The sequence below is a fragment of the Paraburkholderia sp. JHI2823 genome (assembly GCF_038900695.1).
In the GTDB taxonomy this organism is placed as follows: domain Bacteria; phylum Pseudomonadota; class Gammaproteobacteria; order Burkholderiales; family Burkholderiaceae; genus Paraburkholderia; species Paraburkholderia mimosarum.
Genome location: NZ_JAYMRY010000002.1, coordinates 172,868 through 192,244, shown reverse-complemented (window position 1 = coordinate 192,244; position 19,377 = coordinate 172,868). Strand labels below are relative to the sequence as shown.

16 protein-coding genes are annotated in these 19,377 nt (G+C 66.0%); 14 read left to right on the top strand and 2 right to left on the bottom strand.

All coding sequences use genetic code 11. From position 1 onward, the window contains the following. Positions 1–16 precede the first annotated feature (16 nt). From VSR34_RS03410 to VSR34_RS03380, 7 genes are all read left to right on the top strand, one after another. Complete coding sequence (locus VSR34_RS03410; protein WP_342961862.1) at positions 17–745, top strand: MotA/TolQ/ExbB proton channel family protein; 729 nt, start codon at positions 17–19, stop codon at positions 743–745. 11 nt (positions 746–756) lie between these two features. Then, positions 757–1,188 carry a biopolymer transporter ExbD gene (locus VSR34_RS03405; protein ID WP_028209404.1) on the top strand — a complete coding sequence of 144 codons (432 nt, stop codon included), beginning with the start codon at positions 757–759 and terminating at the stop codon, positions 1,186–1,188. Positions 1,189–1,341: 153 nt separating this feature from the next. Then, on the top strand, positions 1,342–3,936 hold the full coding sequence (leuS, locus tag VSR34_RS03400; protein WP_342961861.1) for a leucine--tRNA ligase: 2,595 nt from the start codon (positions 1,342–1,344) through the stop codon (positions 3,934–3,936). 100 nt (positions 3,937–4,036) lie between these two features. Beyond that, positions 4,037–4,600, top strand: coding sequence for an LPS assembly lipoprotein LptE (gene lptE, locus VSR34_RS03395; protein WP_342961860.1), 564 nt, complete (start codon positions 4,037–4,039; stop codon positions 4,598–4,600). A gap of 43 nt (positions 4,601–4,643) precedes the next feature. After that, the gene (gene holA / locus VSR34_RS03390; RefSeq protein ID WP_028230072.1) at positions 4,644–5,825 is read left to right on the top strand and encodes a DNA polymerase III subunit delta; all 1,182 of its coding nucleotides are present in this window, start codon (positions 4,644–4,646) and stop codon (positions 5,823–5,825) included. Between the two features lie 243 nt (positions 5,826–6,068). After that, on the top strand, positions 6,069–7,340 hold the full coding sequence (locus VSR34_RS03385; protein WP_028209408.1) for a glutamate-5-semialdehyde dehydrogenase: 1,272 nt from the start codon (positions 6,069–6,071) through the stop codon (positions 7,338–7,340). A 63-nt stretch (positions 7,341–7,403) separates the two neighbouring features. Continuing rightward, a complete protein-coding gene (locus tag VSR34_RS03380) occupies positions 7,404–7,820 on the top strand; it encodes a CopD family protein (protein ID WP_036017489.1) in 417 nt (138 codons plus the stop codon). Between the two features lie 103 nt (positions 7,821–7,923). Here the strand turns inward: VSR34_RS03380 and VSR34_RS03375 are convergent, their stop codons facing one another. After that, complete coding sequence (locus VSR34_RS03375; RefSeq protein ID WP_028230073.1) at positions 7,924–8,781, bottom strand: MurR/RpiR family transcriptional regulator; 858 nt, start codon at positions 8,779–8,781, stop codon at positions 7,924–7,926. 288 nt (positions 8,782–9,069) lie between these two features. On the opposite strand from VSR34_RS03375, the gene edd reads away from it, so the two are divergent. The 4 genes from edd to VSR34_RS03355 all read left to right on the top strand — a co-directional run bounded on the left by edd (position 9,070) and on the right by VSR34_RS03355 (position 13,890). Continuing rightward, positions 9,070–10,971 carry a phosphogluconate dehydratase gene (edd, locus tag VSR34_RS03370; protein ID WP_342961859.1) on the top strand — a complete coding sequence of 634 codons (1,902 nt, stop codon included), beginning with the start codon at positions 9,070–9,072 and terminating at the stop codon, positions 10,969–10,971. A gap of 23 nt (positions 10,972–10,994) precedes the next feature. After that, positions 10,995–11,636, top strand: coding sequence for a bifunctional 4-hydroxy-2-oxoglutarate aldolase/2-dehydro-3-deoxy-phosphogluconate aldolase (eda, locus tag VSR34_RS03365; RefSeq protein ID WP_028209412.1), 642 nt, complete (start codon positions 10,995–10,997; stop codon positions 11,634–11,636). Between the two features lie 337 nt (positions 11,637–11,973). Continuing rightward, a complete protein-coding gene (locus tag VSR34_RS03360; protein WP_342961858.1) occupies positions 11,974–13,335 on the top strand; it encodes a GntP family permease in 1,362 nt (453 codons plus the stop codon). Between the two features lie 48 nt (positions 13,336–13,383). Then, the gene (locus tag VSR34_RS03355) at positions 13,384–13,890 is read left to right on the top strand and encodes a gluconokinase (protein WP_342961857.1); all 507 of its coding nucleotides are present in this window, start codon (positions 13,384–13,386) and stop codon (positions 13,888–13,890) included. A gap of 84 nt (positions 13,891–13,974) precedes the next feature. Here the strand turns inward: VSR34_RS03355 and purB are convergent, their stop codons facing one another. Then, entirely contained in the window at positions 13,975–15,363 is a 1,389-nt protein-coding gene (gene purB, locus VSR34_RS03350; RefSeq protein ID WP_028230076.1) for an adenylosuccinate lyase, read from the bottom strand. A 344-nt stretch (positions 15,364–15,707) separates the two neighbouring features. On the opposite strand from purB, the gene VSR34_RS03345 reads away from it, so the two are divergent. The 3 genes from VSR34_RS03345 (at position 15,708) to VSR34_RS03335 (ending at position 19,340) form a co-directional block, all read left to right on the top strand. After that, complete coding sequence (locus VSR34_RS03345) at positions 15,708–16,691, top strand: LysR family transcriptional regulator (RefSeq protein ID WP_028209416.1); 984 nt, start codon at positions 15,708–15,710, stop codon at positions 16,689–16,691. Between the two features lie 227 nt (positions 16,692–16,918). After that, complete coding sequence (locus VSR34_RS03340) at positions 16,919–18,205, top strand: Glu/Leu/Phe/Val dehydrogenase (protein WP_028209417.1); 1,287 nt, start codon at positions 16,919–16,921, stop codon at positions 18,203–18,205. 241 nt (positions 18,206–18,446) lie between these two features. Then, on the top strand, positions 18,447–19,340 hold the full coding sequence (locus VSR34_RS03335; protein WP_028209418.1) for a glutamate/aspartate ABC transporter substrate-binding protein: 894 nt from the start codon (positions 18,447–18,449) through the stop codon (positions 19,338–19,340). Positions 19,341–19,377: the final 37 nt, after the last annotated feature.

Below are 19,377 nucleotides of genomic sequence, written 5' to 3'. Positions count from 1 at the left end.
CAGTGAGCGAGGTCCGATGGCAGCGAGTTCCGGGGTCATTCACTATCTGCAGACCGGCGACGCGGTCACCCACGCCGTAGCGTGGGTCCTGCTCGCCATGTCGATCGCGAGCTGGTGCTTTCTCATCGTGAAGAGCTGGGTGCTCCTGCGCGCGAAGCGCCAGGGCCCGCGCGCCATTACCCGCTTCTGGCAGGCGCGCACGCTCGCGGACGGCGTGGCCGCCATGGGAGCGGTCGACCACGAGCGCGTGTTCCTGCCGCTCGCCCAGGCGGCGCTCGCCGCCGAGGAAGCCGACGCCCCCGGCATGATGCTCGCGCGCGTGGACCGCGGCGAGCGTGTGCTGCGCGCGCTGCGCGGCGCGTTGCAGGCGTCGCAGCGGCGGCTCGAGTTCGGGCAGGTGCTGCTCGCCTCGGTGGGCAGCACGGCGCCGTTCGTCGGGTTGCTCGGCACGGTCTGGGGCATCTATCACGCGCTCGGCAGCATCGCCGCGAGCGGCCAGGCAATGATCGAGAACGTAGCCGGCCCGGTGGGCGAGGCGCTCATCATGACGGCCTTCGGCCTCGTCGTCGCGATTCCCGCGGTGCTTGCCTATAACGTGCTGGGCCGCCTCGTGCGCCAGCTTTGCGACGATCTCGACGGCTTCGCGCACGACCTGCACGCTTATGCCTGCGCGCCCGAGGGTGCGCCGCTGCGCCGCGAAGGCACGCAGGGCACATTGCGCGAAGGCGTGCGCGCGGAGTCGTAGGAGCGACAGTCATGGCATTCGGCGGACTCGAAAAGAAGCGCGATTCGGCACCGATGTCGGACATCAACATGACGCCGCTCATCGACGTCATGCTCGTGCTGCTCGTCATCTTCATCATTACCGCGCCGCTCTTCACGCACGCGATCCGGCTGGATTTGCCGAAAGTCGAGGCAGAGGCCGCGCGGCAGACGGCGCAGACCGTCACGCTGTCCATCGACGCCGCCGGCAAGCTCTACTGGAACGCCCAGCCCATCACGCTCGACGAGCTGCGCGCGCGCTTCACGGCCGCCGGCAAGGCGCCCGAGGCTCAGCAGCCCGATCTGCAGCTGCGCGCCGCGCGCGAGACGCGCTACGACGTGATCGCCCAGGTGATGGGCGCCGCGCAGCAGGCCGGCCTCACGCGACTCGGCTTCGTGACCGAGCCTGCCACCGGCGCGCACTGAGCACGCGCCAGTCGACGGTATAATCAACGTTTCCTTTGAAAACGAGCCTGGCGAAGCGCCGCAACCCGCCGGGTATCGTCCAGGTATCGTGAACGGCCGGCCCGGTGCATCCGGCACCGAGTCCGCCCGTTTGCAGCGTTCACCACCCACACCATGCTCGAAAAATACGTTCCCTCCGACGTCGAATCCGCCGCGCAAGGCGAATGGCGCGCCACCGACGCTTACCGGACGGCCGAAAAGGCCGACAAGCCCAAGTTCTACTGCGTCTCGATGCTGCCGTATCCGTCGGGCAAGCTGCACATGGGCCACGTGCGGAACTACACGATCAACGACGTGATGTATCGCTACCTGCGCATGAACGGCTACAACACGTTGATGCCGATGGGCTGGGACGCGTTCGGCATGCCCGCTGAAAACGCCGCCATGGCCAACGGCGTGCCGCCGGCGAAGTGGACGTACGACAACATCGAGTACATGAAGGGCCAGATGCAGTCGATGGGTCTCGCGATCGACTGGTCGCGCGAAATCGCCACCTGCAAGCCCGATTACTACAAGTGGAACCAGTGGTTCTTCCTGAAGATGCTCGAGAAGGGCATCGCCTACAAGAAGACCGGCACGGTGAACTGGGACCCGGTCGATCAGACCGTGCTCGCCAACGAGCAGGTGATCGAAGGCCGCGGCTGGCGCTCGGGCGCGCTCGTGGAAAAGCGCGAAATCCCGATGTATTACCTGCGCATCACGCAGTATGCCGACGAACTGCTGAATGACCTCGACGGCCTCGGCTGGCCCGAGCGCGTCAAGATCATGCAGCAAAACTGGATCGGCAAGAGCTTCGGTGTGAACTTCGGCTTTCCGTACGAGCTGGACAGCGAGAAGAAGCTGCTGCGCGTGTTCACTACGCGCGCCGACACGATCATGGGCGTGACCTTCGCCGCGATCGCGGCCGAGCATCCGCTCGCCACGCGCCTGGCTCAAGGCAAGCCGGAGCTTCAGGCGTTCATCGACGAATGCAAGCGCGGTGGCGTGGCGGAAGCCGACATCGCGACGATGGAAAAGAAGGGCGTGCCCACGGGCTTCACGGTGACGCACCCGCTCACGCACGAGCAGGTGCCGGTGTGGATCGGCAACTACGTGCTGATGAGCTATGGCGAAGGCGCCGTGATGGGCGTGCCCGGCCACGACGAGCGCGACTTCGCGTTCGCCAAAAAATACAACCTGCCAATCAAGCAGGTCATCGCGGCCCAAGGCGAGACGTATTCGCTCGACGGCTGGCAGGAATGGTACGGCGACAAGGAACGCGCTGTCTGCGTGAACAGCGGCAAGTACGACGGCCTGAACTACACCCAGGCCGTGGATGCCGTGGCGGCCGACCTCAAGGCGCTCGAGCTGGGCGACAAGCAGGTCACGTGGCGCCTGCGCGACTGGGGCATTTCGCGCCAGCGCTACTGGGGCACGCCGATCCCCATCATCCACTGCCCGAGCTGCGGCGACGTGCCGGTGCCCGAGCAGGACCTGCCGGTCGTGCTGCCGGAAGACCTCGTGCCGGACGGCACGGGCAACCCGCTCGCGAAGTCCGAGGCGTTCCTGAACTGCAAGTGCCCGAAGTGCGGCGCCGATGCGAAGCGCGAAACCGACACGATGGACACGTTCGTCGACTCGGCCTGGTACTTCTACCGCTACGCGGCGCCCGATGCGAAGAACATGGTCGACGAGCGCACCGACTACTGGATGCCGATGGACCAGTACATCGGCGGGATCGAGCACGCCATTCTTCACCTCTTGTATTCGCGCTTCTGGGCGAAGGTCTCGCGCGACCTGGGCCTCGTGAAATTCGGCGAGCCGGCGAAGAACCTGCTCACGCAGGGCATGGTGCTGAACGAGACGTTCTATCGCGAAGACGCGTCGGGCAAGAAGACCTGGTACAACCCGGCCGACGTGACCGTCACGCACGACGACAAGGGCCGCCCGGTCGGCGCGACGCTCAACGCCGATGGCCAGCCCGTGGTGCTGGGCGGCGTCGAGAAGATGTCGAAGTCGAAGAACAACGGCGTCGACCCGCAGGTGCTGATCGACCAGTACGGCGCGGATACGGCGCGTCTCTTCACGATGTTCGCCGCGCCGCCCGAGCAGCAGCTCGAATGGTCGGGCGCGGGCGTGGAAGGCGCGAGCCGCTTCCTGCGCCGCGTGTGGGCGTTCGGTTTCGCGAACGCCGAAGCGATCAGGTCGCGCGCATCGTTCGACGCAGCGGCGCTCACCGACGTCGAAAAGACGCTGCGCCGCGAAATCTATAGCGTGCTCAAGCAGGCCGACTTCGACTATCAGCGTCTGCAGTACAACACCGTCGTTTCGGCGGCGATGAAGATGCTCAACGCCATCGACGGCGCGAAGGAAGCGGGCGCGGGCGTGCAGCGCGAAACGTTCGGCGTGCTGCTGCGCGTGCTGTACCCGGTCGTGCCGCACATCGCATTCGAACTCTGGAAGGCGCTCGCGTATGCCGACGAATACGGCCCGCTGCTCGATGCGCCCTGGCCGAAGGTCGACGAAAAGGCGCTGGAGCAGGCCGAGATCGAACTCGTGCTGCAGGTGAACGGCAAGGTGCGTGGCGCCGTGACCGTGGCGAAAGACGCGGGCAAGGACGCAATCGAAGCGGCGGCGCTCGCGCACGACATGTTCGTGAAGTTCGCCGAAGGCCGTGCGCCGAAGAAGATCATCGTCGTGCCGGGCCGTCTCGTGAACGTCGTCGTCTAAAGGCAATCCAGGCCATGCTGGCAGCGGCGCAGCGCAAGACAAACGCGTGCTGCGCCGCTCGCCGACACCGGCGACTCTGTCGCGAACCCAGGGAGTCCATGTGATTCGCAGATCGTTCCTCAGGTTGTTCCCGCTCGTGGCCGGCGGCGCGCTGGTCCTGTCGGCGTGCGGCTTCCAGCTGCGCGGCGAGCAGAACTTCGCTTTCAAGCGCCTCGCCGTCGTCGGCGGGCCGCCGCCGTTCACCGCGCGCCTCACGCGCATGATCGAAGGCGGCAGCGATTCGGTGGTGGTCGATTCGGTGGCCAACGCCGACGCCGTGCTGCACGTTTCCGAAGCGCAAAGCTTCAGCACGCTTACGCTCAACTCGCTCGGCGCAGTCGAGGAATATCAGGTCAACTACTGGCTGAACTATTCGCTGGTGAGCGCGGACGGCACCCTGCTGATGGAGCCGAGCACGATCGGGCTGAACCGCGCGATGACCTATAGCTCCCAGTTCTCGACCGCCAAGGCGCAGGAAGCCGATCTCCTCTTCGCCGATATGCAGCGGGACGCCGTCGACCAGCTCATGCGGCGCCTCGCGGTCGTCAAGACGCTCACGCCGACGCCCGCTCAGGTCGTGCCGGGCGTGGCGCCGCGCGCGCCGCTGCCGCCGCCGCCGCTGTGATGCGCGCCGTCTTCACCTTCTGAGCGAACTTCGACCGAGCGCCATGCAACTGCGACCCGACGCACTCGAACCGCACCTCGCGAAAGGGCTGGCCGGCCTGTACGTCGTCTACGGCGACGAACACCTGCTGGCCCAGGAAGCGTGCGACCGCATCCGCGCGGCCGCGCGCGCGGCGGGCTTCACCGACCGTTCGGTGTTCACGGTCGAGCGCGGCTTCGACTGGAGCTCGCTCCTCGGCGCGAGTCAGTCGATGTCGCTCTTCGGCGATCGCCAGCTGGTGGAGTTGCGCATTCCCTCGGGCAAGCCCGGCAAGGAAGGTGCGGACGCGCTCAAGACGCTCGCGGCAGCCGCGAATCCCGACGTGCTGATGCTCGTCACGTTGCCGCGCCTCGACGCCGCCACGCAGAAGTCCGCGTGGTTCACGGCACTGGCTGAAGGCGGTGTGGCGCTCAAAGTCGATCCTGTCGAGCGCGCGGCACTGCCGAACTGGATCGGCCAGCGTCTCGCGCTGCAAGGCCAGCGCGTGGCGCCCGGCGAGGACGGCCGGCGCGCGCTGCAATTCGTGGCGGAGCGCGTGGAAGGCAACCTGCTGGCGGCCCATCAGGAAATCCAGAAGCTCGGCCTGCTTTATCCGCAAGGCGTCCTGAGCTTCGAGCAGATTCACGACGCCGTGCTCAACGTCGCGCGCTACGACGTCTTCAAGTTGAACGAAGCGATGCTGACGGGCGATGTCGGCCGCCTCGCGCGTATGCTCGACGGCCTGCGCGGCGAGGGCGAGGCATCGGTGCTGGTGCTGTGGGCGGTCGTCGAGGAAATTCGCACGCTGCTGCGCATCAAGCGCGGCGTGGCGGCGGGCAAGCCGCTCGCCATGCTGCTGCGCGAGAACCGCGTGTGGGGGCCGCGCGAGCGGCTCATCGGCCCCGCTTTGTCGCGCCTGTCCGAGCAGACGCTGGAACGCGGCCTCGCGCTCGCGGCACGGCTCGACCGCCTGGTGAAGGGGCTTTCCGGCCAGGCGCGCGCCGACTGGCGCAACGCCTTGCCGCCCGATGCCTGGGACGGGCTGTTCGAACTGGCGATGACCGTGGCCGCGCCACGCGACACGGCTGCGCCGGCCGCGCGGGGCAATGCTGCCGCTCGCGCTCAGCCGGGCAACCCAGCCGCGGCGGCTGCCGCTGCGGCTGCGGCACGACCGCGCACCGCAGGGCCGTCGCGCCGGCCGGGCTGAAGCGTTCCTCGCTCGCCCGAATCGGCGCTTCGGCACCTGCATCCGCTCCGCTGCGCGGCTGCGTGTGTGTCCCGCTCGCCACTTCAGAGGCTTGCGTGCCCGATCAGCGTGGCCCCAGCATCCTGGGAATGCCCAGCAAACCCCGGCGGCTTGGCATTAAAATCGGTCCGAACCGCATTTGAATCGAACCGCGCGTGCGCATCCACCCAACCACGTCTGGCGCGCCGCACCACAAAAGACATCATGGATATCGACCAGTACATGACCGACCTCGGCCGCCGCGCCCGCAAGGCTTCGCGCGCGATGGCACGGGCCTCGACGGCAGCGAAGAACGCAGCGCTCGAAGCGGTGGCGCAAGCCATCGAACGCGAAGCGCCGCAGCTGAAGGCGGCGAACGCACGCGACCTCGCCCGCGCGAAGGAGAAGGGTCACGACGCGGCGTTCATCGACCGCCTCACGCTCTCGGACAAGGCGCTGAAGACGATGGTCGAGGGCCTGCGCCAGGTCGCGGCGCTGGCGGACCCGATCGGCGAGATCAGCAATCTCAAGTTCCGCCCGAGCGGTATCCAGGTGGGTCAGATGCGCGTGCCGCTCGGCGTGATCGGCATCATCTACGAGTCGCGGCCGAACGTGACGATCGACGCGGCGGCGCTGTGTCTGAAGTCGGGCAACGCCACGATCCTGCGCGGCGGCTCCGAGGCGCTCGAGTGCAACACGGCGCTCGCGAAGCTGATCGGCGAAGGGCTGGCGGCGGCGGGTCTGCCGCAGGACGCGGTGCAGGTGGTCGAAACGGCGGACCGCGCGGCGGTGGGCAAGCTCATCACCATGACGGAATTCGTCGATGTGATCGTGCCGCGCGGCGGCAAGAGCCTGATCGAACGCCTGATGGCCGAGGCGCGCGTGCCGATGATCAAGCACCTCGACGGCATCTGCCATGTGTACGTGGACGACCGCGCCGATCTGGCGAAGGCGCTGACCGTGTGCGACAACGCGAAGACGCATCGCTACGGCACCTGCAACACGATGGAAACGCTGCTCGTGGCGCGCGGCATCGCGCATGAGGTGCTGCCGCCGCTTGGCCGCCTCTATCGCGAGAAGGACGTGGAACTGCGCGTGGACGCCGCGGCGCGGACGATTCTCGCCGATGCCGGCGTGAGCCCGCTCGTGGACGCGACCGAAGAAGACTGGCGCACCGAATACCTGGCTCCGGTGCTCGCGGTGAAGGTCGTCGACAACCTCGATGAAGCGGTCGAGCACATCAACGCCTACGGCTCGCACCATACCGATGCGATCGTGACCGAAGACCACGACCGCGCCATGCGCTTCCTGCGCGAAGTCGATTCGGCGAGCGTGATGGTGAATGCCTCGACGCGCTTCGCCGACGGCTTCGAGTTCGGCCTCGGCGCCGAGATCGGCATTTCCAACGACAAGCTGCACGCGCGCGGACCGGTCGGCCTCGAAGGCCTGACCTCGCTCAAGTACGTGGTGCTCGGCCACGGCGAAGGCCGGCAGTGAGTCATCGGGCGGCGCGCCGTGCGCCGCTCCGATGCCCGCTAACAAGAAAAAAAGGATTTGCCGATGCTTTGGATCAAGACGTTTCACATCGTATTGATCGCTTCGTGGTTCGCGGGCCTCTTTTACCTTCCGCGCATCTTCGTGAATCTCGCGATGGAAACCGAGCCCGCGGCCGTCAAGCGTCTGCTCATCATGGCGCGCAAGCTCTATCGCTTCATGACCCTGATCGCCGTGCCCGCGTTGCTGTGCGGGCTGTGGCTGTGGCTCGTGGTAGGGATCGGGCGAGGCCAGGGGTGGATACACGCAAAGGTGGGCGTAGTCGTGCTGCTCCTCGTGTACCACGCGTACTGCGGGCGCCTGCTGGCCACCTTCGAGCGCGGCGAGAACCGGCGCTCCGACAAGTGGTATCGCATGTTCAACGAGCTGCCGGTGCTCGGCATGCTGGCCGCGGTCGCGCTGGTCGTGATCAAGCCCTTCTGACGTTTCTTTCCGACTTCTCAGGCGCATACGCAAAGCGGACTCCTTCGGGAGTCCGCACTTTTTTTATCGGGACCGTTTGCGCACGCCGCGCTTTGCGGCGCATTCAGCCGTTCGTGTCCAGCCGTCGCCGCGCGATGATGTCCTTCGCGTCGGCGAGCTTTTCCGCGAGTTCGGGTCCGCGCTGCAGCGCCACGCCCACGGCGAGTATGTCGCCGATCGCGAGATGCGACGTGCGCGAGGTCATCGGCGAGAAGACGTCGGTGTCCTCGTCCACGTTCGCGTGCAGGCCCACGCTCGCGAGTCGCGCGAGCGGCGACGTGCCGTGCGTGATGGCGATCACCTTCGCGCCGCGTTCGAGCGCCGTGCGCGCGGCGTCCACGATGTCGCGCGTGCGCCCGGTGTTCGAGATCGCCACGACCACGTCGCCGGGCCCGAGCAGCGTGGCCGACATGAGAAACGTGTGCGGGTCCGAATAGGCGACGCTCGGCATGCCGAGGCGGAAGAACTTGTGCTGCATGTCCTGCGCGGCGATGCCTGAGCCGCCCGCGCCGTAGAACTCGATGCGCGAAGCGCGGGCGAGCAGGTCGATCGCGGCGGCGAGCGAGTCCGTCGAGAGATTGTTGCGCACCTGCAGGAGCGCGCCGATGGTGCGGTCGAGCACCTTGGCCGCGACCCCCGGCACGGGCTCGTCGGGGCTCACGTCGCGGTAGACGGCCGGATGCCCCGTCGGCAGATCCGCGGCAACGGCCTGCGCGAGCCGGATCTTGAACTCGCGAAAGCCCGAAAAGCCGAGCGCATGACAGAACCGCGCGATGGTCGGCTGGCTCACGCCCGCACGCTCGGCGACCTCGGTCATCGACAGGTCGAGCACCTCGCGCGGCGCCTCGACCACGTAGTCGGCGAGCTTGCGCTCCGATGGGCGCAATTGCTCGCGCATGGCTTTCACCTGGGACAGCAGCATCAGGAAACTCGCACTATGCTGAAAGATCCGTGGACTATAGCGGATCGGAGGTTATGTACAAAAACTACAAGACTGCGATTGTTTCTTTCCCGGGTAGGCGCGGAAATTCCTGTGAGTCCCGTTGAGAATAAGACTAGGCGTTCGTTTAACCGTATGCTCCCAGGGTCTTACCGGGATTGCGGGCTTGTAGTTTTTCTACTAACATCGGCCCATCGCTGACGGGAGCGCCACTGGCGCTCTCGTTCTGGCCCCGAGCGTTTCCGCCGAGACAAGAAGGAAGGAGATTCGATGGTTTCCCCGCATTCTCAGTTGATGAAGGTCACGCAACGCGTGATCGAGCGCAGCAAGCCCACTCGCGAGGCCTATCTCGCGCGCATCACGGCGGCTCAGGACCGGTTCCCGGCGCGCGGCGTGCTCTCGTGTGCGAATCTCGCGCATGGCTTCGCCGGCCTCGAAGGCCGCGACAAGATCGCGATCAAGGCGATTCGCGAGCCGAACATCGGCATCGTCTCGGCGTACAACGAGATGCTCTCGGCGCACGCGCCCTACAAGGATTTCCCCGACATCATCAAGAAGGCGGCCCGCGAAGGCGGTGGCGTCGCGCAGTTCGCGGGCGGCGTGCCGGCGATGTGCGACGGCGTCACGCAGGGCAACGCCGGCATGGAGCTGTCGCTCTTCTCGCGCGAAGTGATTGCGATGAGCACCGCCGTGGCGCTCACGCACAACATGTTCGACGCGGCGCTGTGCCTCGGCGTATGCGACAAGATCGTGCCGGGCCTCGTGATCGGCGCGCTACAGTTCGGCCATCTGCCCACCATCTTCGTGCCCGCCGGCCCGATGACGAGCGGCATCTCGAACGACGACAAGGCCAAGGTGCGCCAGCAGTTCGCCACCGGCCAGTGCGACCGGGCGGCGCTGCTCGAATCCGAAGCCGCGGCGTACCACGGTCACGGCACCTGCACGTTCTACGGCACCGCGAACAGCAACCAGATGCTGATGGAGGTCATGGGGCTGCATCTGCCCGGCTCGGCCTTCATCCATCCGCACACCCCGCTGCGCGACGAATTGACCGCCGCCGCGGCGCGCCGCGTGCTCGAACTCACCGTCGAGCGCGGCAACTACACGCCGATCGGCCATGTGGTCGACGAGAAGGCCGTGATCAACGGCATCGTCGCGCTGATGGCCACCGGCGGCTCGACCAATCACACGCTGCACCTCGTGGCGATGGCGCGGGCGGCGGGCATCATCATCGACTGGAACGACTTCGACGCGCTCTCGGACGCCGTGCCGCTGCTCGCGCGCGTGTACCCGAACGGCAAGGCCGACGTGAACCATTTCCATGCGGCGGGCGGCATCGCCTTCCTCGTGCGCGAACTGCTCGACGGCGGTCTGCTGCATGAAGACGTGAATACCGTCGCGGGTCGCGGTCTGCGTCACTACACCGAAGAGCCGAAGCTCATCGACGGCAAGCTCACCTGGGTGCCGGCCGTGGAGCAGAGCGCCGACACGGCGGTGCTGCGCGCGCTGGCCGAGCCGTTCCAGCCCGATGGCGGCCTGCGCCTGATGCAGGGGCGGCTGGGCCGTGGCGTCATCAAGGTTTCGGCCGTGGCGCCCGAGCGCCGCAAGGTGCGTGCGCCCGCGATCGTGTTCGATTCGCAGGAAGCCGTGCAGGAAGCTTTCGATCGCGGCGAGCTGGAGCGCGATTTCGTGGCCGTCGTGCGCTTCCAGGGCGCGCGCGCCAATGGCATGCCCGAGCTGCACCGTCTCACGCCGCTGCTCGGCGTGCTGCAGGACAAGGGCTTTCACGTGGCGCTCGTCACCGACGGGCGCATGTCGGGTGCCTCGGGCAAGGTGCCCGCGGTCATCCACGTCTCGCCGGAAACGCTGCTGCACGGCCCCATCGGCAAGGTGCGCAATGGCGACACGATCGTGATCGATGCGGTACAAGGCGTGCTCGACGTCGAAGTGGACGCGGCAGAATGGGATGCCCGCCCGGTCGCCCAGCCCGCGCATCAGGAACTCAACGAAGTGGGCTTCGGCCGCGAGCTGTTCGGCGTGTTCCGCGCCGCCGCCGCGCCGGCCGAACTGGGCGCAACGGTGTTCGGGCCGCTCGTGGGCGAGCAGGCCACGACTGCGCCGGCTGCACCGGCCACGCCTGTGGCCAGCCCCGCGGCCCACGCCGCGAACTGATTTCATCATCAAGGAGCCTGAACATGGCAAACAGCACAGTGGCCGACATCGTCCGCCTGGGTCCCGTCATTCCGGTGCTCGCATTCGAAACGCCGGAGCAGGGCGAGCACGTTTCGCGCGCGCTCCACGCGGGCGGCGTGAAGGTGCTGGAAATCACGCTGCGCACGGCGGCCGGCCTCGAAGCGATCGAGCGCGCCGCGCAGATCGCGCCGGACATCGTCGTGGGCGTGGGCACGATCACGAAGCCCGAGCACTGCGCGCTCGCGAAAAAGGCCGGCGCGCAGTTCGGCGTCTCGCCGGGCCTCACGCGCGAAATTCACCAGGCGTCGCTCGACGCGGGCCTGCCGCTTCTGCCGGGCGTCATGACGCCGACCGACATCATCGTCGCGATGGAACTCGGCTACGAGATCGTGAAGTTCTTCCCGGCGGTGCCGGCGGGCGGCCTGAACATGCTGCAGGCATTCCACGGCCCGTTCCCGACGCTCAAGTTCTGCCCGACGGGCGGTATCACCGCCGAATCGGCGCCGACCTTCCTCGCGCTGCCCAACGTCGTGTGCGTGGGCGGTTCGTGGCTCACGCCGAAGGCCGCGCTCGCCGCGCAGAACTGGGACGAAGTCACGCGCCTCGCGCACGCCGCGAGCGAGCTGTCGCGCCCGGTGCGCTGATTTCGCTGATCGCGCTGACCGCGCTGACCGCGCTGATTTCGCTGATCGCGCTGGACCGCGCCGCATGTTGCGGCGCAATGATGACTGGAACGCCGCGTGCCCTGGGGTTGGAGGGGCGCAACGAGCCGCGCAAACCGCGCCTTTCAGGCGCGCGCCCTGCGCGGCTCGCTCGTCTTTCAGGCACGCCGCACCGAAAGTCGTTATAAGCTCTACAATCCCCCGGCCCGGCGACGGCCGGTCCTTTCGTTCCACGTGCCGCGTGAGCGGCAGCCGCTGCGCGCAATCGCGTCGGCGCACGGGCGAAAGAACGTCGAACAACTATCTGGAGAAGAGCCTCATGGGAGTGGCCCACGGCAGCATGCTGCTGATTTACGCGCTCGTCGCAATCGCCGCGCTGATCCTGCTGATCACGCGCTTCAAGGTTTATCCGTTTCTCGTCCTGATCATCGTTTCACTGCTGCTCGGTCTCGCCGTCGGCATGCCGATGGATCAGATCGTCAAGTCGTTCGAGACCGGCAACGGCAACACGCTCGGACACATCGCCATCGTGGTGGGCCTCGGCACGATGCTCGGCAAGATGATGGCCGAATCGGGCGGCGCCGAACGCGTCGCCACGACGCTCATCCGCTGGTTCGGCGAGAAGAACATCCACTGGGCGATGATGTTCGTCGCGATCATCGTCGGCCTGCCGGTGTTCTTCGAGGTCGGCTTCGTGCTGCTCATTCCGATTGCGTTCAACGTCGCCAAGCGCACCGGCAAGTCGCTGCTGCTGATCGGCCTGCCGATGGTGGCGGGCCTCTCCGTCGTGCACGGACTGATTCCGCCGCACCCGGCCGCGCTGCTGGCCGTGCAGGCGTATCACGCCGATATCGGCAAGACCATCGCTTACGGCCTGATCGTGGGCGTGCCTACGGCGGTCATCGCCGGGCCGCTCTTTGCGCTCTTCATTCACCGCTACATCAAGCTTCCGGAGAGCAATCCGCTCTCCGACCAGTTCGTGAGCAAGGCCGATCCCAAGCCCGATAGCGAACTGCCGGGCTTCGGCATCACGCTCTTCACGATCCTGCTGCCGGTGATCCTGATGCTGGTCGGCAGCTGGGCCGATCTCGTCTTCACGCCGAAGACGCTGCCGAACAATCTCTTGCACTTCATCGGCACCTCGGACGTCGCGCTGCTCATCGCCGTGCTGGTGAGCTTCTGGACCTTCGGCGCGCAGCGCGGCTTCACGCGCGAGCAGATCCAGAAGTTCTGCGGCGACTGCCTCGCGCCGATCGCCGGCATCACGCTGATCGTCGGCGCGGGCGGCGGCTTCGGCCGCGTGCTGATGGACAGCGGCGTGTCGAAGCAGATCGTCGAACTCGCGCAGAACGAGCATCTGTCGCCGCTGTTGCTCGGCTGGCTCGTGGCCGCGCTGATCCGTCTCGCGACGGGTTCGGCCACGGTCGCCATGACCACGGCCTGCGGCATCGTCGCGCCGATCGCCTCGGCCAGCGCCATGACGGTGAAGCCGGAGCTGCTCGTGCTCGCCACGGGCTCGGGCTCGCTGATTTTCTCGCACGTCAACGACGGCGGATTCTGGCTGATCAAGGAGTATTTCGGCATGACCGTGGGTCAGACGTTCAAGACCTGGTCGCTGCTGGAGACCATTATTTCGCTGCTGGGCCTCGGCCTCACGTTCGCCCTCGCAGCGGTGTTGTAACGAGTAACGATGTTGCATGGGCCCGCCAGGCCCGCCAGGGAGCAGTTGATGATTCTGATAGCAATGGGCGTGTCGGGCGCAGGCAAGACACGCATCGGCGAGATGCTCGCCGAACGCCTCGAGTGCGCCTTCACCGACGGCGACGCCTTCCACAGCGAAGGCAACAAGAAGAAGATGCACGACGGCATCCCGCTCACCGACGAGGACCGCTGGCCGTGGCTGCGCGCGATTCGCGCGGCGATCGAGGAAAAGCAGCGCGCCCACGAAACGGCCGTGTTCACCTGCTCGTCGCTCAAGCGCTCGTACCGCGACATCCTGCGCGGCAACGACCGCGACGTCTGTTTCGTCTACCTGAAGGGCTCGTTCGAGGTGCTGCACGAGCGCCTCGCTTCGCGCACTGGCCACTTCTTCGACCCGTCGCTGCTGCAAAGCCAGCTCGAGACGCTCGAGGTGCCGGCTGCGGACGAGGCGATCGAGGTGAGCATCGAGCTCACCCCCGAGCAGATCGTCGACGAGGTGATGAAGCAACTCGAGGCGCGCGGCGCGAAGCTGTGATGCGCAATCGGCGGTGAACGAAAAAAGGCGCCCGGATTATCGAGCGCCTTTTTCTTTGCCGCAGTCTACACGGCGATGGCGTGCTTACGAAATGCGCTTCGCCAGTTCCGCCGCCTTGCCCACATACGACGCAGGCGTCATATCGAGCAGGCGCTTCTTCGCGTCTTCGGGAATCGCGAGGCCGGACACGAACGTCTGCAGCGCCTCGCGCGTGATGCCCTTGCCGCGCGTGAGTTCCTTCAGCTGCTCGTACGGGTTCTCGATGCCATAGCGGCGCATCACCGTCTGCACCGGCTCGGCGAGCACTTCCCACGTCGCGTCGAGGTCGTCGTTCAGGCGCTGGGGATTCACTTCGAGCTTGTCGATGCCGCGGATCAGCGCGTCATAGGCGAGCAGGGAGTAGCCGAACGCCACGCCGATGTTGCGCAGCACCGTCGAGTCCGTGAGGTCGCGCTGCCAGCGCGAGACGGGCAGCTTGTCGGCGAGGTGGCGCAGCGTCGCGTTTGCGAGACCGAGATTGCCTTCCGAGTTTTCGAAGTCGATCGGATTGACCTTGTGCGGCATCGTCGACGAGCCGATCTCGCCGGCCTTCGTCTTCTGCTTGAAGTAGCCGAGCGAAATGTAGCCCCAAACGTCGCGATCGAGATCGAGCAGGATCGTGTTCGCGCGCGCGATGGCGTCGAAGAGTTCGGCCATGTAGTCATGCGGCTCGATCTGGATCGTGTACGGATTGAACGTGAGCTTCAGGCGCTGCTCGACGACGTTCTTCGAGAACGCTTCCCAGTCGAATTCCGGATACGCCGAGAGGTGCGCGTTGAAGTTGCCCACGGCGCCGTTCATCTTGCCGAGCAGTTCGACCTTTTCGATGCGCTGGATCGCGCGCGAAAGACGCGCCGCGACGTTGGCGATTTCCTTGCCGAGCGTCGTCGGGCTCGCCGGCTGGCCGTGCGTGCGCGAGAGCATCGGCTGATCGGCCTGCGCGTGCGCGAGCGCCACGAGGCGCTGATGCACCGAGCGCAACGCGGGCAGGATGACATGCTCGCGGGCGCCCGCGAGCATCAGGCCGTGCGACGTGTTGTTGATGTCTTCCGAGGTGCAGGCGAAGTGGATGAATTCGCTTGCGCGCTCGAGTTCCGGCTGACCCTTCACCGACTCCTTGAGCCAGTACTCCACGGCCTTCACGTCGTGGTTCGTCACGCGCTCGATTTCCTTGATGCGCGCGGCGTCGTGCGCCGTGAAGTTCTCGGCGAGCTTGAGCAGGAATTGCTCCGACGCCTCCGAAAAGCGCGGCACTTCCGCGAAGCCGGCCTGCGAGAGCGCGATCAGCCAGTGGATCTCGACCTTCACGCGGTTGCGCATGAACGCGGCTTCCGAGAGCCAGTCGCGCAGGGCTTCGGTTTTCGAGGCGTAGCGGCCGTCGAGCGGGGAGAGCGCGTTGAGCGCGAACAGGGTATCGGGACGAGTGTCGGACATGATGGGGACGTAACGGAGGTCGTTACGCTCAGTTAGCGGTCGGTTGGCGGTGAATTGGCAGTCGGTTGCGGTCAGATTCGCGACGGCGGGAACCGCGTATTTTATCACCTCGTCGACAGGGGGCGAGGCGGGGACTGGGCAGCGGCCTCCCGGACCGGTACCCGTCGGCACGGCCACGCCTCGGAGCGGCATGGCGAGGGTGCCGGGCGGCAAGCGGCGGGGTGGCCGACAGTCCCGCAGGTGCAACCGGCAGACGCCGCCGCAAAATCCGCCGACGCCGCCATCCCCCAGGCGCACGCCTGCGGGCCTAGAATGCGGACTTCACATCTGCTTCATGGCCTCGCATGGAACTCAAATGGCTCGAAGACTTCGTTTCGCTCGCGGAGACGCATAGTTTCAGCCGCTCGGCCGAACTGCGCCACGTGACCCAACCGGCCTTCTCGCGCCGCATCCAGGCGCTCGAAGCGTGGCTAGGCACCGAATTGATCGATCGTTCGGTTTATCCGACCCGCCTCACCGCGGCAGGGCAGGTCTTCTACGAGCAGGCGCTCGCGATGCTCTCCCAGTTCCACGAGGCGCGCACGCTTTTGCGCGGCCATACGGCCACGCCCGAGGCGACCATCGAATTCGCGGTGCCGCACACCCTGTCGCTCACCTACTTTCCGCGCTGGCTGCAGCACATCGAGGCGAAGCTCGGCCGCATCCACACGCGGCTGCGCGCGCTGAACGTGCACGACGCCGTGCTCTCGCTGGTGGAGGGCGGCTGCGACCTCGTGATGGGCTATCACCACCCGAGCCATCCCGTGACGCTCGATCCCGCGCGTTACGACACGCTCACCCTCGGCATCGAGTCGATCAGCCCGTACTCCGCGCCCCAGCGAGCCGGGCGCGCGCGCTACACGCTGCCCGGCACGCCCGATGCGCCCACCCCGTACCTCTCCTATACGCCGAACGCGTATCTCGGCCGCATGACCGAGGTGATCGTTGCCAACGCACCGGCGCGGCTCTATCTGGACCGTGTGTACGAAACCGATATGGCGGAAGGGCTCAAGGCAATGACGCTGGCGGGGCATGGCATCGCCTTTTTGCCGCACAGCGCGGTGGAGGACGCGGTGGCCCAGGGCGAGCTGATCCGGCTCGATCGCGGCACGCGCGGCGTCCCGGAGGGACAGTTCACGCTCGACATGGAGATTCGCCTGTATCGGGACAAACTCGCGACGCAAGGCGACGACGCGCGCCAGGCGCTCGTGCGCGAACTGTGGGAGGCAGTGAGCGACGAACGCGCGCAGGGCGAGGGCGCGGCGGTGCGCAGCGGGCGCTCGAATTGACGCAAGCTGCGGTGTACCGCGCTCGCAACGATTGCGGTACACCACGCACAAGCAAGCTCGAAACAGTCAGGCTATTTCAACCGCTACGGCCCGAACGAGCCTCCGGCGACACGTTTTTTCGACTTCCTGGATGTTATGCAAGAAAAGCATAACGGGATAATCAAACGGCATTGGATTTCGTATGGGCGTTTTCTGACAATGGCACCACTTGTTCCATTGGAGCGTTCATGTCATCCCAACTGCAGTCGGTTCCCTCCTATCTCCACGCCGACGATCTCGGCCCCTGGGGCAACTATCTTCGTCAGGTCGATCGTGTGGCGCCGTACCTCGGCTCGCTCTCGCGCTGGCTCGAAACGCTCAAGCGTCCTAAGCGCATCCTGATCGTCGACTGCCCGATCGAACTCGATAACGGCACCGTTGCTCACTTCGAAGGCTATCGTGTCCAGCACAACGTCTCGCGCGGTCCCGGCAAGGGCGGCGTGCGTTATCACCAGGACGTTACGCTCTCCGAAGTGATGGCGCTGTCCGCGTGGATGTCGGTGAAGAACGCTGCAGTGAACGTGCCGTACGGCGGCGCGAAGGGTGGCATCCGCGTCGATCCGCGCACGCTTTCGCGCGGTGAGCTCGAGCGCGTGACGCGCCGCTACACCAGCGAAATCGGCATCATCATCGGACCGAACACCGACATTCCCGCGCCGGACGTCAACACGAACGAGCAGATCATGGCGTGGATGATGGACACCTACTCGATGAACCAGGGCCAGACGGCCACGGGCGTCGTGACGGGCAAGCCCATCTCGCTCGGCGGGTCGCTCGGCCGCCGCGAGGCAACGGGCCGCGGCGTGTTCGTCGTGGGCTGCGAAGCGGCTCGTCGCACGGGTCTGTCGATCGAAGGCGCGCGCATTGCCGTGCAGGGCTTCGGTAACGTCGGCGGCATCGCAGCGCGCCTCTACCAGGAAGCGGGCGCGAAGATCGTCGCCGTTCAGGACCACACCGGCTCGCTCTACAAGTCGAGCGGCATGAATGCCGAAGCGCTGCTCGAGCACGTCGCGAAGACGGGCGGCGTGGCCGGCTTCGCGGGCGCCGAAGTGATGGCGAACGACGAATTCTGGACCGTCGAAACCGACATCCTCATCCCGGCCGCGCTGGAAAACCAGATCACCGAGAAGAACGCGGGCAAGATCCGCACGAAGATCATCGTGGAAGGCGCGAACGGCCCGACCACGACGGCAGCCGATGACATCCTGCACGACAAGGGCATCCTCGTGATCCCCGACGTGGTGGCCAACGCGGGCGGCGTGACCGTTTCGTACTTCGAGTGGGTGCAGGACTTCTCGAGCTTCTTCTGGACCGAGAACGAGATTAACGAACGTCTCGAACGTGTGATGCGCGAAGCATTCACGGCCGTGTGGCAGGTCGCGAGCGAGCAGAAGGTTTCGATGCGTACCGCAGCGTTCATCGTCGCCTGCAAGCGCATCCTCATGGCGCGCGAAATGCGCGGCCTGTATCCCTGATCGCCCTCGTCACGAGCGTGAGACGCTGCGCGCCGTGCCGGGCAAGGCGCGCGGCCAAGTGACGAAACGGTGACAAGTTTTTGCGCTGCACATCAAGGCGCAGAGAAGGCGGACGTCCTCCACAAGGGGGCGTCCGCCTTCGCACCTTGGGCCCATGGGAGCGTGGCGCCAGGGTCACTCTCGGTTCTTTCAGAAAAATTACTTTGATAAACTAACGGCGGTTCTTGTACCGGAGAAAACAATGCAAATCAAACAGACCGCCGCGCTGCTCGCACTCCTTGGTTGCTTCGCCACCAGCGCTTTCGCGCAGGACGCGGGCACGCTCAAGAAGATCAAGGACACGGGCGTCATTTCGCTCGGCCATCGCGAGTCGTCCATCCCCTTCTCGTATTACGACGACAAGCAGAATGTGATCGGCTATTCGCAAGACTACGCGATGAAGATCGTCGAAGCGGTCAAGCAGAAGCTGAACATGCCTAACCTGAAGGTCAAGCTCGTGCCCGTCACGTCGCAAAACCGCATTCCGCTCGTGCAGAACGGCACGGTGGACATCGAGTGCGGCTCGACCACGAACAATACCGAACGTCAGCAGCAGGCCGCCTTCACGAACACGATTTTCGTGATCGGCACGCGCCTCATGACGAAGAAGGACTCCGGGATCAAGGACTTCGCCGACCTCAAGGGCAAGACCGTCGTGACGACGGCGGGCACGACGTCCGAGCGCCTCCTGCGCAAGATGAACCAGGACAAGAGCATGGGCATGAATATCATCAGCGCGAAGGACCATGGCGAGTCGTTCATGACGCTCTCCACGGGCCGCGCGGTGGCGTTCATGATGGACGACGCGCTGCTCGCGGGCGAGCGCGCCAAGTCGAACAATCCCGGCGATTTCGTGATCGTCGGTCAGCCGCAGTCGCGTGAAGCGTACGGCTGCATGATGCGCAAGAACGACCCCGAGTTCAAGAAGGTCGCCGACGACGCCATCGCCAAGGTGCAGACCTCGGGCGAAGGCGAGACGATCTACAAGAAGTGGTTCGAGTCGCCGATTCCGCCGAAGGGCCTCAACCTGAACTTCCCGATGAGCGACGACATGCGGGCGCTGTTCAAGAACCCGAACGACAAGGCAATCGACTAACGCAGCCGCGGCCAACGTCGACCCAGCGTCAAACACG